The sequence below is a fragment of the Acinetobacter sp. COS3 genome, from assembly GCF_000475335.1.
Taxonomy (GTDB): domain Bacteria; phylum Pseudomonadota; class Gammaproteobacteria; order Pseudomonadales; family Moraxellaceae; genus Acinetobacter; species Acinetobacter venetianus.
Genome location: NZ_AXCD01000067.1, coordinates 74,063 through 89,061, shown reverse-complemented (window position 1 = coordinate 89,061; position 14,999 = coordinate 74,063). Strand labels below are relative to the sequence as shown.

The following is a 14,999-nucleotide window of genomic DNA, read 5'->3' as shown; positions in this document are numbered from 1 at the left end:
ATGTAATATTTAAAAATCGACAACTTCTGTTTTTATCTAAAGAGCATAAAAGTAGATAATTTCTACAAAATTTTTAAGAAACTATCCACATTTTCTGTGGATAACGCTGTGGTTATCCACAGGATAAAACAAAGTTACTTACTCATCAGGATATTCAAAGCGATAACCCACACCATAAACCGCCTGAATCCACTCGTGACGGTTACCCGTATCTGCCGCTTCAGAGATCTTGCGACGGAGGTTTTTGATATGGCTATCGATCACGCGATCCGCAACATCAAAGCTGTCAGGATTAATATGGTCGAGTAACTGTGCACGCGAATACACTTGTCCCAAATGCTCTAAGAACAATTCTAGAATGCGAAATTCTGTTGGCGTCAACGTCAGTGCTTTTTGTTGATACCAAATACGTTGTTGCGCTTTATCAATACGGAATAAGTCATTTTGCTCAGGCTCAGCTTTACGCTCTAAACGGCGTAAAACGGCTTGCACTCGAGCAACTAACTCTTTAGGGCTAAATGGTTTACAGATATAGTCATCGGCTCCCATATTTAGACCTAAAACACGATCAATTTCTTCAGTACGTGCAGTCACCATAATGATCGGTAGATCAGACTGCTCTCGTACTTTACGGCAAATGGTTAGACCATCCATACGAGGTACCATCAAGTCCAAAATCATTAAACTTGGTTTGCGTTGCTGAAATTGGGTATACGCATCTTGCCCATCATGAAACATACTGACTTCAAAACCAGCTGCTTCTAAATAATCACGAACCAACTGTGCCAGTTCAACTTCATCTTCAACCAACATAATATGTTTCATGGTGTTCTTCCTATTTATCATCCTCAACACTTGGAGGATCTATCAATATTTAATTTGCTTTTGGAAAAGTCAATACACAACGCAACCCACCCAGTGGTGAGTGATCAAAACTCAGTGAACCACCTAAGGCTTGCGCTAATTTACATGACAATGCTAAACCTAAACCTGTACCACCTGTGCTACGTGTACGAGAATCATCAACACGGTAGAAACGCTCACCCAAACGTGTCAGTTGCTCATCACTCAGACCATATGGACTATCATCAACATACAGTATCCATTGTTGATCATTTTGTTGAGTGTGAATCTGTATTTTTCCACCTTGCTCAGTGTAACGAACACAGTTACCTAACAAATTGACAATAATCTGCTTCAAACGATCTCTATCTAATGAAAGTTTGACACCCTCACCTGATAAAGAAACCTCTAATTGGTGCTGTTCAAAGGTTGATCTAAAGTTTTCAACCTCTTGTACAACGACATCCCACGGGTCAACTTCTGAGAAATAACACTTCAATTGTTGAGCATCTGCTTGCGCCAAATCAGCAAGGTCTTGTGTCAACTTCTTCAAACTGCTTACTTGACGCATCATTGCATCCAAATGCTCAGGTGTCGCTTTACGAATCCCATCTTGCATCGCCTCAATCTGAGCTTGCAGCACTGCCAATGGTGTTTTTAACTCATGTGAAGTATCCGCAACCCACTGACGGCGAGACTCTTCATGCTGATGTAGAATATCAGCTAAATGATTCAATTGATTTGATAAATCACCGAGTTCATCATTTCGTTTAATCACAACTTGATGTTGATAGTTACCTCGAGTTAATTCCAAAGTTGCTTTGAGGAGACGCTGAATTGGCTTTTTAAAATAAGTTGCCATCAGCAAAGCCGCAACCAAACTTGAAAGTACAGTTAAGGCATACACAAGCAATAAATAACGCTTTTGATTACTAAAGAAATTAATACTGGATGCATCTTCCTGATCAAGCACAGGCTTCAAGCCTAAATAGCCCACAATTTCTTGACCGACCATAATAGGTCGATAAGAAATTTGATCGGTTGTAGGCTCTCCCACGATAAACTGATGTCTATTATCATATAAAGAAAGACGCGAGCTTAAGCCCAATCGATCAGGAATAGCCACAAACTGCTTTTTCCCATGTTCATTATTCTGATTGAGTTGACCCGTTTGTTTATTACTCTCTTTTGTATCTTTCTTTAAACGAAATTGGCTCTGACTTAAAGGAAAGCGCAAGCCTTCAAAGGGTTGATATTCCGAAGGTAAATTTTGCTTCAAAATTCTGAGTTCTTCTTCATTAAAAATCTGACGGCTTTTTATTTCTGTACTATTTTGCGCTAATGTCGGAGATAAGCTGAGTAAGGTATGATCATTAAAATAACGTTGTTGTAATGCAATATCATACTGTCGGCGTAACCACCACTGAGACAAGCGATCATAGTCATCTGCTGCCGCAGTCCCTTCAATTTGTAGAATCTGTGCCTGAATCGCATTGCCCCAATCATGATAAACAGAGTAAACATTGCCTAAATTGGCAATTAAACGGTCTAACTTCTGCATTTCCACATCTGCGACATAACGAGCAAAGTTCTTTTGCATCGTCCAATGCAATATACCTAAGCTAATCGTGGCGATCAGCAAAGTTGTAAGCAACACCGTTAAAAATAAGCGTAAGGCGATAGGGACACGACGAACATTCAAAAGCTGAGTCTCAATATTGTTCTATTTATGGATTGTAACCAACATGGTCGAAAAAAACTCTCCATTGTTTCTTCATCTTTATTATCTAATCTTTAACCATCGAATCACAACTGATCACGCTGGATAAAACAATGAACAAGACAAAAATTGTATTAATGACCACTCTACTCGGTTCTGCTTTAGGTTTAGCTGCTTGTCAATCGACAACGCCAGCAGAACAGTCAATGAATCGCGATCATCACCGCCATAATATGCAACGTGCACCGCTTACACCAGAGCAACGTGCTGAGTGGCAAGAAAAACGTGAACAACGATTAGAGCAACGCGAACAAATGCGTAAAGAACATCAAGCCCAACGTGCACAGATCGAAAAGGCTTGTCAGGGTAAACGCATTGGTGAACGTGTGAATGTTCAGTGGAATAATCGTGTAATCGAAGGTACATGTGAAGTTCATTTTACGCCAGATAAATCGCAATTTAAACGTCAGCCAAATGCTACGACCTAATATTCATCTTCCTCACAGGCGCTTTTTAGCGCCTTTTTTTATTTACACAGCTGCTTACGATTTTCAACAAGCTGTTTAAGTAAATTCGAAAAAAAACACCTACAATCTAGGAGCTTAAACAGGTTAAATCACAAACTTTGACTTCGCAGTCACTAAGAAATGACCTGCAAAAGCTTGTACCGAACTATAACTTGTTGCACGATTAGCGGTACAAAATGGTGCCAATTGGGCACATTTATCATTGACTAAGATTTTAACTCTGGTTTCACCAGTATTGAGGAACCCGCTATGCCACAATACAAAGCACCCTTACGTGATATGCAGTTCGTATTGCACGAATTATTAAATGCTGAAGCACATTACGCAAAACTTCCTGCATTTCAAGGCACCGTAAGCCGTGAATTGGTTGATCAATATTTAGAAGCAGCGGCAGATTTCTGTGAGAATGAACTTTCTCCTTTAAACCAAGTGGGCGACCGTGAAGGTTGTACTTGGAATGACGGTGTTGTAACTACGCCTACAGGTTTCAAAGAAGCGTATCAAAAATATATCGAACTAGGCTTCCCTTCTCTTTCTGCTGATGAAGAGTTTGGCGGTCAAGCATTACCGAACTCTTTAGGGATCACGATCTCTGAAATGGTTGGTACTGCAAACTGGTCATGGGGTATGTACCCTGGTCTTTCTCATGGTGCTGTTCGTACGCTTGAACATCACGGTTCTGATGAGCAAAAAGCAACTTACCTTCCAAACCTTGTTTCAGGTGTATGGACAGGTACGATGTGTTTAACAGAATCTCACGCTGGTTCTGACCTTGGTATTATCCGTACTAAAGCTGAACCAAATGCTGACGGTAGTTATGCAATCTCTGGCGAGAAAATCTTTATCTCTGCTGGTGAGCATGACATGGCTGACAATATCATCCATATCGTTCTTGCACGTTTACCAGGTGCTCCAAAAGGTACTAAAGGTATTTCTCTTTTCATCGTACCTAAGTTCCATGTAAATGATGACGGTTCTGTTGGCGAGCGCAACTCAGTACGTTGTGGTTCTATCGAACATAAAATGGGTATCCACGGTAATGCAACTTGCGTGATCAACTTTGATCAAGCAAAAGGTTACTTAATTGGACCTGAAAACCGTGGCTTAAACTGCATGTTCACATTCATGAACACTGCACGTATTGGTACGGCTGTACAAGGTCTTGCTGCATCTGAAGGTTCTTTCCAAGGCGCGTTAGCGTATGCAAAAGACCGTTTAGCAATGCGTTCACTTTCTGGTCCTAAAGCACCTGAAAAAGAAGCAGATCCAATTATTGTTCACCCAGCTGTTCGCAACATGCTTTTAACTCAAAAGTCATTTGCTGAAGGTGGTCGTGCACTGGTTTACTTACTTGCTCAATATGCAGATATCGTTGAAAAAGGCGAAACTGAAGAAGAGCGTAAGTTTGCAGACAACATCTTGTCATTGTTAACACCGATTGCTAAAGCATTCTTAACTGAAACTGGTTCTGAATCTGCTAAACACGGTGTTCAAGTATTTGGTGGTCACGGCTTTATTTCTGAACACGGTATGGAGCAAATCGTACGTGATACACGTATTGCTTGCTTATATGAAGGTACAACTGAAATCCAAGCACTTGACTTATTAGGTCGTAAAGTATTGCAAACTCAAGGTGCAATGCTGAAAGACTTTACCAAGATCATCCATAAATTTGTTGAAGCAAACAAAGACAATGCTGCTATGCAAGAGTTCATCGCGCCATTGGCTGCTGCTAACAAAGAATGGGGCGACATCACGATGCAAATCGGTATGCGTGCAATGCAAAACCCTGATGAGGTTGGTGCAGCTGCGGTTGACTACTTATACTTCGCTGGTTATGTAACGCTTGCTTACCTATGGGCTCGTATGGCACTTGTTGCTCAAGAAAAATTAGCTGAAGGTTCAACTGAAGTTGACTTCTACAATGCGAAAATCACAACAGCTCGCTTCTACTTCAAGAAGATCTTGCCACGTGTTCGCTCTCACGTAGACGTACTTTCAACTGGCGTAGCGCCATTGTTTGAACTTGATGCGGAACACTTCGCTTTCTAAACATAGTTTAGAATGAGATGCAACGTTCATCACAGAAAAAGGACTGGTCAGTTTTGACCGTCCTTTTTTTGTTTAATCAATGCTAAATTTACACTATTCATTTATTTGTTCGTTTTATTTGATCACTTTGCACATGACATGTGCGTAGAAGGGAACGATTATGCCAATTTACAATGCTCCTTTAGCAGACATGAAATTCATCTTAAATGATGTATTTAAAGCAGAACAATTTTGGCAGTCTAATGAGAAACTTGCTCATGTAGATGCTGCAACTGCTGAAGCTATTTTAGAAGAAATGGCGAAATTTGCTCAAAACGTGACGCACCCGTTAAACCGTACGGGCGATGAAGAAGGCGCACGTTGGGAAAATGGTGAAGTATTCACTCCTGCTGGTTTCAAAGAAGCTTTCCGTCAATATGCTGAAGGCGGCTGGATCGGCTTAGGTGCTGATGCAGAATGGGGCGGTCAAGAAATGCCAAAAATGCTGACGGTACTTTCTGACGAAATGTTATTCGCTACAAACCCATCATTCATGCTCTACCCGCTCCTTTCAGTTGGTGCTGGTATGGCTTTAAATAGCTATGCCTCACAAGAGCAAAAAGAAACTTATTTACCTAAAATCTACTCTGGCGAATGGTCAGGTACGATGTGCTTAACAGAACCTCATGCGGGTACTGATCTAGGTATTATTAAAACTAAAGCTGAACGTAATGAAGATGGTACTTATAACATCACTGGTACTAAAATCTTCATCACTGGTGGCGACAATGATTTAGCTGAAAATATCATTCACCTCGTATTGGCAAAAACACCTGATGCACCTGCGGGTTCTCGTGGTATTTCTTTATTCATCGTACCGAAGTACCTTGTAAATGAAGATGGCTCTTTAGGTGAACGCAATCCTGTTGGTCCTGGTTCAATTGAACACAAAATGGGGATCAAAGCATCTGCAACTTGCGTAATGAACTTTGACGGTGCAAAAGGCTATCTCGTTGGTAAAGAAAACGAAGGTCTTGCTGCGATGTTCGTGATGATGAACTACGAGCGCTTATCAATGGGTATCCAAGGTCTTGGAGCTTCTGAGTTTGCTTATCAAAATGCAGCTCAATATGCGACTGATCGTTTACAAGGTCGTAGTGCTTCTGGCGTTCAATCGCCAAACAAACCAGCAGATAGCATCTTAGTCCATGGTGATGTACGTCGTATGTTGCTTAATGTCCGTGCGAACAATGAAGCATCTCGTGCATTTGCGGTGTATGTTGGTCAACAGCTCGACATCACTAAATTCTCAACTGATGCTGAAGCTGTGAAGAAAGCCAATGACCGCGTTGCGCTATTAACACCAATTGCAAAAGCATACCTTACTGATACAGCATTCCAAGCAACTTTAGATGCTCAGATGGTATTTGGTGGTCACGGTTATATTCGTGAATGGGGTATGGAACAATGTATTCGTGATCTTCGTATTGCGCAAATCTACGAAGGAACAAACGGCGTTCAGTCACAAGACTTAATTGGTCGTAAAGTGATTAAAAATGGTGGTGCATTCATCGCTGAATACATCGCTGAAATTCGTGATTTTGCAAATACATTAGATGCTGATTTGAACTTCATCAAAGATGCAACTTTAGATGCTGCAACTGAAGTTGAAGCTGTTACTCAATTCATCATTGAGCAAGCTGCTGAAAATATTGAGTTCCCGAACTCAGCTGCTGTTGATTACTTACATGCAGTTGGTTTACTCAGCTTTAGCTATATGTTCGCAAAAATTGCTGCTGCTGCGAAAGACAAATCTGGTGACTTCTATCAAAACAAACTTGCATTGGCACAGTACTTCGTTACTCGTATCTTGCCAGAATTAGAAGCCCGCATTAAGAAAGTTGAAGCTGGTTCTGATCTCATTATGAACTTCAGCGAAGACTACTTTACAAATCAAGCTTAAATCTATCAGCAAAAAAACGCCTGAAAATTCAGGCGTTTTTTTAAATTAATAATTAGAGCGTGTCAACATCACTCCAAGCTAGAATCGTTGTTTTCTGTTCACCACTGATTAAGGGATTGTCAGGATCTCCACCTAGAAAACTTTGGTCATAAGTAATCGTCATATTACCACCACCACTAAAATTTGCTGCACTTGTTCCTTTAAAGGCATATCCAGCCCCATCAGCCTGAATATTAGCAACATAAACTGCACCACGAATTTTAGTGTTTCCCCCACCCGACAAATTATATTGCCCCCCTAGAACAAGTAATACGCCATTAAAATTACCACCACATTGTTGTCCATTAGCAGTATAGTTACCTCTAATAATCACAATTCCAGCACAAGACGGTACAGCATCTTCAAGCTTTCCACTCACATTACCAGCGATATATGTCACACCATTCAAGCTTTTAATGGTATCCACATACGCCATAATTTCATTCGGATTTTCCCACATTCCTAGGTCTGTTTCTTTTACACATGCGCCACTTGCAGATGGGCAATCTGCACCACCTTGATAATGATCGGCATCTCGTCTATTGGCTGGAATACCATTTAACACCGTACTATTATTTGAACTAGGATCCATAGTCGCAATTGCAAGCTTACTAGTACCATTAATTTTAAATTGATTACTATTTTTTCCAGTAAATGAACCAACATTTCCACCTATAGTTAAAGCTGCAGGAAAATCTGGTAGTTTGACCGCATCAGGAAACTTGCCTTTAATCTTAATCTGATAAGCACTTTGCCCTAAAATCTTAGTTGTACTATTACTAGTTTTAATTAAGTTACCTGTTACTTTGACAGTAACAATCTTACTCTCATCATCCCAACACGGATTGGTATTCGTAGTTACGCAACCTATAATATTGTCTGACGGGTTAATCCAGAAATAACCATTATTTCCAGAATTAACCGTTAATGTTCCAGTATTGCTATTCGGAATACTTGCAACCGTATTCCAACGACTTTTATCTGTATTTGATGTTGGCCACCCACCTTGGTTTTTAAACTGATCATTTGCCCAATTCAAAAATTGTGTCGCACCATCCTCAGCAGCATTGGTTGTAATCACTTTATTTGTGATATTTGCCGTCATCTTATCTTGGATGATCGTACCACGCATCGCATATAAACTAATCATGGTCACAGCAAATAAAATCACAACTGTAATAATCAGTACGGAACCGTGTTGTTGTTTCATTTTTTGTTCTCCACTAATTACTGTATATAGTGATACTCTCGCTAGTCACTTGAGTGCCACATCTTAAGGTCAATTTCATTTGCTTATTATTTCCATTCGGCAAAGAAAAACTGTGGGTTAAATTTAAACTTTCAGGTGGTGAACTATCTTTATCACTATCAATAGTCCAACCTGTACGGTTAACACTATTATTCACAGTAAGAGTCACCGTTGCCGCTTTTCCCGCCACAAAATTTCCACCACTCCAAGGATGAGTAGTTCCATTAGCAGTTAAGCTAATGTTAGCTAACATCGAATTTGAGCAAGTTTCGTCTCCACCATTGCCATCATCAGGTGGATTATCACTTCCATCACCAGTATCATTTGGATCATCAGTATCGTCATCCCCATCATCAGGCTCAGGCGTACTGCTACCCCCACCAGAACTTGGTGGATTCACTTTACTTGTTCCACCACTTGACGCAAGTTGTGTCATCGCCAACAGATGTGAGGTTGAAATAAAATCAACAGTTGGTTTTTTAGCCTCACCATCAACAACACTCATCTTTGTCAGTACACTAGTCACAGTTCCCCAAACATTACTGACGGATGGATTTGTTATTGTCCCATCCCCACCAATAAAAAAAGGTCTATAAACTAGTGAGTTAGCAGAAGCACCATTTTGAATACCATAAGTAAAGTTAACATCAGATATATCTTCAGCCAAAGTAATAGTTTGTCTCGTACCATCATTCAAATCTAAAATACAAAGTAATTTATTATCCGCATCCACCTTGAATGTATTTACGCTGGAGTAATTGGTTTGCCCCAAACAATCTCGTTGCGAGCTATCAAAATGTACTATTAACTCATTATTATCACTTGGAATACCGAATGAAGTTGCCTGTCGCACCACACGTGAAATCGTAGTTGAAGCAAAACGGAAATTTTCTTGTGCACGATCCATCTTATCTTTACTTAGAATCAATTTCTGATTAGAGAATAAAACAGTCATCGCTCCTGCTGTGATGATCAATCCAATTGTTAAACCTACCATCAACTCCACAAGGGACACACCTGCTTGTGATCGAGGCATTTGCATTTTATTTCTCATGTGTCCCCTCTCTTAAACATCACATTTTGGTACGGTGAAAAAATAGTGAAATGTTTCTTTTGTCGTTGGATCTGTTTCATACCATTTGGCTTTTTGATTTTGCCATTCAATCGTAATTTTATATCGACGCTTAGTCACATCAACGACCTCTAAATTACCTGCCCACCCATTCATTCGTCCATGTAGTGCTTTTTGACTGCTAGATAAGCTTGCAACAAAATCACTCGTATTGCCTGTGACTTTCCAACGATTTTGCCACTGGACTTTAATCGCGTTTAAAGGCCCTGTGGTTTCTTGATTAAGAGCACCTGCTGCATTATCTAAAGAGCAAACACTTGCCCACATCCGATCTATTAAATCATTTGCTTGAATAGTTGCAATTGTGCGCTGCGTTGTTAAAGCACTTTGCTGCATGGATTTTAAGTGCAAGACACCCAAAGTAAGTAAAACACCTGCCGTAATAAACATTGCAATAAGTGCTTCAATGAATACAAAACCTTTCTGAGAATTCATCTTATTCACAACTAGCACCCCGTCTTACTTTTCGATGCCCGTCCTATGACTTCGACACAAACAGAATAATTAGTCGAAGCACCAGACATACCCACTGTGATGGTATAATTATTATTCGTTGAACCCACTGTATTAAAAGTAATACTGTCAGGTGCAGTCACCGTCAGTGAAGCATTATCAAATACAAATTTTTGTACGATGGTTGAACCCGATTTGGCAATCAAACCAACAGCCCAATTGTTTTTATTCGTTGTCACGCAAGATGAACCATCTGTGCTAGCACATACAGTTACTGGATGCCCTAATCGAATTGCTTCAGTACGTGATTGTTGTAAAAAATTTAGCACATCACTGCTACTGGTATTCACCTTAGTATCTTTTAAAGTGTTACTCAAACTAGGTGCAGCTATCGTGGCCAGAATTGCAAGCACGGCTACCGTAACCATTAACTCAACAAGTGTAAATCCCTCTAAACTTCTCATTTCCAACACCCTGCAGTTGTAGGTGTTTTGGATCCATCCTCTTTGATCGTTAAGGTTCCGCACATAGAATCAGACTGAGCATTGGTTGGCGTTGCTGTGATGGTATAAGCTTGTGATCCACTTGGGATAGTTACCGATAACGTATAATAGGTAGATATGTGACTAGGTGCCTTCAAACCACTAGGTATATCCGTCGATGCTGGGTAACTAAAACTAGCGTTATACTTACTTTCTAAATACTGTGCTAGGCTGAGCATGGCTGCCTGTGCATCCGTCCTATGACTCGCAACGATATACTTTGTATAGCTTGGTATAGCAATCGCAGCAAAAATTGCAATAATCGCTACCACTATCATTAATTCGATTAATGTGAACCCCGACGATGCTCTCATTTGCCATCCTAATATAAAACTTTTATAAATTTTTTTTAGACTAAATATTGCCAAGTCATCATATTATTTCTTTAAACATTTATCAAAAGATAAAAATCACATGACCAAAAGTGTCATTTTTTTATTCTTATTGTTCAAAAAATTATTTTTATTTTTTTACCATGTAAAAATTAATTCAACATAATATACTGTAAAATATAATATAAATCATAAATATTTATTTAAATAATCCAATGTTTTACCAAAAGGTAAAATAAAATATACCAACACAACCAATAACCCATTGAAGTATAAGTCGATATTTTTAAGCAAGAGTTACTATCATTTTTAACGTATTAATTATTTTAGGATTACAGAAAAATTTTCAGAAAATACTCTCTATTTACTGACACACATGTACAAGCTTTGAAACACACAAAACATGTTTGTTAAAATTCAGCATAAAATTTGCATAACAAACTCATATACCTATATTGAGTAGCCTAATCTTTATGTCGAACTCGAAAGAAAAACTTGAAAATTTAGAGCGTTTATTGGATCGCTTTGGTCACTATGCCGTTGAAGCTTTTCATTATCTCGCGCTGTTTATCATTGGCTGTATGATTGCATGGTCAGCCGTTCATACTGTGATTGAAATTCTAACCGTCAAACAGTATGCAACGATTGATGACATCTTATTGTTATTTATCTATCTTGAACTCGGTGCAATGGTCGGGATTTATTTTAAAACCAATCATATGCCCGTTCGTTTCTTGATTTATGTTGCAATTACAGCACTTACTCGTTTATTAATTGCAGATATTCAGCATAATCACAAAGCTTCGATGGACTTGGTCATTATTACAGGATCAATCTTAATTTTGGCTTTGGCAATTCTTGTTGTTCGTTTTGCTTCATGGCACTACCCTTCGGTGATTCGTGGTAAAAAGCATGAACAGCAACTTCCAACGAATAAAATACCGCAACCTCAAGATGATGAATTGGCCTAAATAAAAAAGCAGGCTTGAATGCCTGCTTTTGATTATGCTTATTATGCAACGCGATAGACACGATATTTCGAATCCACCAATACATATTTACCTTGAACTTGCATCCAGTTGTACCCACGCGGTGGCGTATATAAACGGTGATAACGGTAATTCGAAACGATAAAACGTTTGTTGCGATATTCTGACGGTAAACGCTCTCCACGTTTAAAGTTAATACGTTGACCATAATGATTACCACGATCACCATTTGACCAACGTGGTTGATCTCGATGCTCGTATCGATCATAACGTTGATCATAGCGGTGCTTGTAATCATGGTGATTATCCCAACGATTTGAATCCGCCATAGCAGATGCTGAAACACCTAACATTAAAGTTGATACGAGTAAAACGACTGCCTTTTTCATTGTTTGATCCTCAGTTTTGATCTGAAATCAGATTAAGAGAAACTCAAGGAGAAACCATGAATAAAACCAATGACATTGCAAAGCTTTGTAATAAAATCCAAGAAAATATGGAGAACCTATTTTCAATTAAATAATGAAAATTACCTGAAAATCAGCGAATAATTTCAATTCTAAAATTATCATCAGTCACCAAAAGATAACGCCCGTCAATCATCACCCAATGGCGACCTCTTGGTGGTTCACGCAAAGAATAGCTATCCCAATCCCGAATCACATATCGCTCACTACGAAACTCGCTCGGTAATTCATTACCAACAACAAAAGACTCTCTACGATAGCTGTGCTCATATTGCGTATCTGGATAATATTCAATCCGAACACCAGGTCGTTGATGCGGATAGGGATAATAATTATTTTGATTAGGCTGATAATAGTAGCCTTTCGGTGGTGCAGTCGGTGTATAGCGCTGATTTGAAAATGCAAACGGATCTTGTGCAGGTTGCTGATACGTTGGTGTTTGAGGATATGAACGTCTTTCCGAACCTGTGTATCCCCCCCAATTATTTGCATAAGCTAAAATAGGAAGATAACTCAAGATACCAACCAAACTATAGATATGAAATTTAGATTGTTTCATCTGCATCTCCCTAAAAATCAGAGTATCCTTTTATTTTAGAATAAAAAAGCAGCATATCTGTTGTAATAATATTTTTTCAGATTAAGTGCCCTATTCAATGGATTAGCTGTACTGACTTCATCAGAGATCGAGATATGTTAAGATCGTTTTTTTGGTTTTGAGGCAATGTCTGTGTCTGAAATGAATTTTGATCGTCTCTATCAATTTTTCTGCAAAGTTCCGAGTGTGCAAGAATCTCGAATTGTGGCACATGGCGCAGATGGTCAACATGCGTGGTGGTTCAAATTCAATATTGATGTCGAACATCCACTGGCATGGCAAACAGTTCAAGAGCTTGGGCATGTGCTGAATTACTTATCTACAAACGAACGTTTACCGACACTATTTTTTCCAGTATCTCCACCACCTTATATGAATGGTGAAGCCAAAGATTTCTTGGCATGGGTGATCCAGTGTAATCATCCGGAGTTTAATCCAGATGTTGTTTGTGACTGGTTAGAGGCACGTCTACCCACCCCAGTTGAAGATGAAAATCAGTGGAAAATTAAAACTGATTTAAGTGAACTGGATCAGATGGCTGATAAAGATTTGGATGAACTTATTCCACCAAATCCACAATAAAAAAGAGGCTTAACGCCTCTTTTCTTTTAGAAGGTCGACAATCCCGACCATTCCATAAAACGATAGATCCAGTATTTGGTTTTCGATTCATCTGCATATTTTGAATAATCAACCGTCACCTGACGACCATTGGCATTTGTCCATGCTGCATCAAAATACTGCCCAGCATCTTTAAACACTGGCGCTTGTGCTGCGCCAAGCACGCGAAAATCTGTTTCAAGATTATAATTTTTCAGGTTACGTGAAGTAAGGTTTGCAGAACCCAAAATCAGCTCAGCTTGCTGGGTATTGTATTTGACCAACATTTTGCTATGGCACTGTTCGCCATGCGTATCACACCAGCGAATTGGAATTCCTGCTGCATTGAGTTCCGAAGCGACTTGACGATTTGGAATACCATTTTTTTGGCGACCAAATGCATCTTTATTCGGATCAAGCATGACTCGGATGTTCACACCACGTTGCTGGGCCTGCTTTAAAGCATCAATAATATGACGTTCAGATAAATAGAACATTGCAATATCGATATGCTCTTTACTTTTCGCTGTCTCAATCATTTTTAAAACAGCATCATAAATCGCTTTCTCAGTCAGGACTTGAACTTGAGGTAAACTTTTATCTTCTGTTAATCCACCCATAATCACAAAAGGACTTGAACCTTTCGACATATTGGCAACAGTTTGTTCAGTTTGCAGGACATCAATCGCGGTTGCACCATCAACAACTAAAGCCACATTACTATGATGAGAACTACCATCATGGGGGTTAGCAGAAGTGACTAAACTTTTCCAACCTTGGGCAGTATCCACAACCAACGTTTTCCGATGATTCGCCTTGAAGTTAAATAATTCTAAATAACTGCGTAAAGTAATCTTTTCATTACCAAAAGGATTGCTTAACCATCCACCCTCAGGATTATTCCCCAAGTTTTGGCAACAGATATACCAAAGACCTGACCATAGTGGATTTGAAGCACGTAATGGTTTTAAATCCGTTTCAATGACATCAACACCTGCTTGACGTAACTGAGCATAATGTTTAGGCGTCATCCCACCATAGACAGAATTGATTGGGTCAGTGATGACCACAATTTCAATCGCAGGATTTAATTTGCGTTTCACAATCAACGCATCAGTCAGTTCTTGCATTAATGGAAATTGTTTAACTTTCGAGTCCCCAACCTCTTGATTGAACAAAAACATATCTAAGACGATAGTTGTTTGTGCTTGATCAATTAACTGAAACACTTCTTTAAATATATGTTGATCAACTTGTTGCTGACCTTGCGCATCCATATAAGTCTGATCAGCCAAAAATTTTACATTGGCATGACGTAGTTGCCCCGTAAAATCCAAGCCTTTCGGGAGTGGTTTTACAGTGTGATAAATTGCCGAAGCAATGTACCCAATCGCAAAAATACTCAATATGACTGCCATGTAACGTCGACCTGACCAGTTTAATTTTCGGTGGATTCGTTGGAAGATACGCATATAAACAAAAAAAGCCCTAGCCTAATGGTTTAAGGCTAGAGC

At 39.4% G+C, this 14,999-nt stretch carries 16 protein-coding genes; 5 read left to right on the top strand and 11 right to left on the bottom strand.

Annotated elements, in window-relative coordinates:
- Positions 1–138: 138 nt before the first annotated feature.
- Positions 139–825 carry a response regulator gene (locus IO68_RS30915; RefSeq protein WP_004877282.1) on the bottom strand — a complete coding sequence of 229 codons (687 nt, stop codon included), beginning with the start codon at positions 823–825 and terminating at the stop codon, positions 139–141.
- 49 nt (positions 826–874) lie between these two features.
- Positions 875–2,545: a sensor histidine kinase efflux regulator BaeS gene (gene baeS, locus IO68_RS30910; protein WP_023014083.1), complete on the bottom strand. Its 1,671-nt coding sequence runs from the start codon at positions 2,543–2,545 to the stop codon at positions 875–877.
- Between the two features lie 131 nt (positions 2,546–2,676).
- Between baeS and IO68_RS30905 the strand changes: the two genes are divergently transcribed.
- Positions 2,677–3,051 (top strand): hypothetical protein, encoded by a 375-nt coding sequence (locus IO68_RS30905; protein ID WP_023014082.1) that lies wholly within the window; start codon positions 2,677–2,679, stop codon positions 3,049–3,051.
- Positions 3,052–3,174: 123 nt separating this feature from the next.
- Here the strand turns inward: IO68_RS30905 and IO68_RS34030 are convergent, their stop codons facing one another.
- Positions 3,175–3,348: a hypothetical protein gene (locus tag IO68_RS34030; RefSeq protein ID WP_155598339.1), complete on the bottom strand. Its 174-nt coding sequence runs from the start codon at positions 3,346–3,348 to the stop codon at positions 3,175–3,177.
- Between IO68_RS34030 and IO68_RS30900 the strand changes: the two genes are divergently transcribed.
- Positions 3,340–5,142: an acyl-CoA dehydrogenase C-terminal domain-containing protein gene (locus tag IO68_RS30900; protein WP_023014081.1), complete on the top strand. Its 1,803-nt coding sequence runs from the start codon at positions 3,340–3,342 to the stop codon at positions 5,140–5,142. The two genes, IO68_RS34030 and IO68_RS30900, sit on opposite strands and share 9 nt — an antisense overlap.
- A gap of 160 nt (positions 5,143–5,302) precedes the next feature.
- Entirely contained in the window at positions 5,303–7,084 is a 1,782-nt protein-coding gene (locus tag IO68_RS30895) for an acyl-CoA dehydrogenase C-terminal domain-containing protein (protein WP_004877291.1), read from the top strand.
- Positions 7,085–7,136: 52 nt separating this feature from the next.
- On the opposite strand, the gene IO68_RS30890 is transcribed toward IO68_RS30895, so the two are convergent.
- From IO68_RS30890 to IO68_RS30870, 5 genes are read right to left on the bottom strand one after another with little or no spacing between them, the layout of a single operon-like run.
- Positions 7,137–8,333, bottom strand: a complete 1,197-nt coding sequence (locus tag IO68_RS30890) for a hypothetical protein (RefSeq protein WP_023014080.1) — start codon at positions 8,331–8,333, stop codon at positions 7,137–7,139.
- 13 nt (positions 8,334–8,346) lie between these two features.
- A complete protein-coding gene (locus IO68_RS30885) occupies positions 8,347–9,426 on the bottom strand; it encodes a PilW family protein (protein WP_081401475.1) in 1,080 nt (359 codons plus the stop codon).
- A gap of 12 nt (positions 9,427–9,438) precedes the next feature.
- Positions 9,439–9,939: a hypothetical protein gene (locus tag IO68_RS30880; RefSeq protein WP_023014078.1), complete on the bottom strand. Its 501-nt coding sequence runs from the start codon at positions 9,937–9,939 to the stop codon at positions 9,439–9,441.
- 11 nt (positions 9,940–9,950) lie between these two features.
- Positions 9,951–10,421: a GspH/FimT family pseudopilin gene (locus tag IO68_RS30875; RefSeq protein WP_023014077.1), complete on the bottom strand. Its 471-nt coding sequence runs from the start codon at positions 10,419–10,421 to the stop codon at positions 9,951–9,953.
- Positions 10,418–10,813: a type IV pilin protein gene (locus tag IO68_RS30870; RefSeq protein ID WP_023014076.1), complete on the bottom strand. Its 396-nt coding sequence runs from the start codon at positions 10,811–10,813 to the stop codon at positions 10,418–10,420. Before IO68_RS30870 ends, IO68_RS30875 begins: the two co-directional genes overlap by 4 nt.
- 491 nt (positions 10,814–11,304) lie before the next feature.
- On the opposite strand from IO68_RS30870, the gene IO68_RS30865 reads away from it, so the two are divergent.
- The gene (locus tag IO68_RS30865; RefSeq protein ID WP_023014075.1) at positions 11,305–11,802 is read left to right on the top strand and encodes a phosphate-starvation-inducible protein PsiE; all 498 of its coding nucleotides are present in this window, start codon (positions 11,305–11,307) and stop codon (positions 11,800–11,802) included.
- 41 nt (positions 11,803–11,843) lie between these two features.
- Here the strand turns inward: IO68_RS30865 and IO68_RS30860 are convergent, their stop codons facing one another.
- Positions 11,844–12,209: an RcnB family protein gene (locus tag IO68_RS30860; RefSeq protein WP_004877296.1), complete on the bottom strand. Its 366-nt coding sequence runs from the start codon at positions 12,207–12,209 to the stop codon at positions 11,844–11,846.
- A 151-nt stretch (positions 12,210–12,360) separates the two neighbouring features.
- The gene (locus tag IO68_RS30855; protein WP_004877299.1) at positions 12,361–12,846 is read right to left on the bottom strand and encodes an RcnB family protein; all 486 of its coding nucleotides are present in this window, start codon (positions 12,844–12,846) and stop codon (positions 12,361–12,363) included.
- A gap of 171 nt (positions 12,847–13,017) precedes the next feature.
- Between IO68_RS30855 and IO68_RS30850 the strand changes: the two genes are divergently transcribed.
- Positions 13,018–13,467, top strand: coding sequence for a hypothetical protein (locus IO68_RS30850; protein ID WP_171068585.1), 450 nt, complete (start codon positions 13,018–13,020; stop codon positions 13,465–13,467).
- Positions 13,468–13,493: 26 nt separating this feature from the next.
- On the opposite strand, the gene IO68_RS30845 is transcribed toward IO68_RS30850, so the two are convergent.
- Entirely contained in the window at positions 13,494–14,957 is a 1,464-nt protein-coding gene (locus IO68_RS30845) for a phospholipase D family protein (protein WP_023014073.1), read from the bottom strand.
- Between the last annotated feature and the right edge of the window lie 42 nt (positions 14,958–14,999).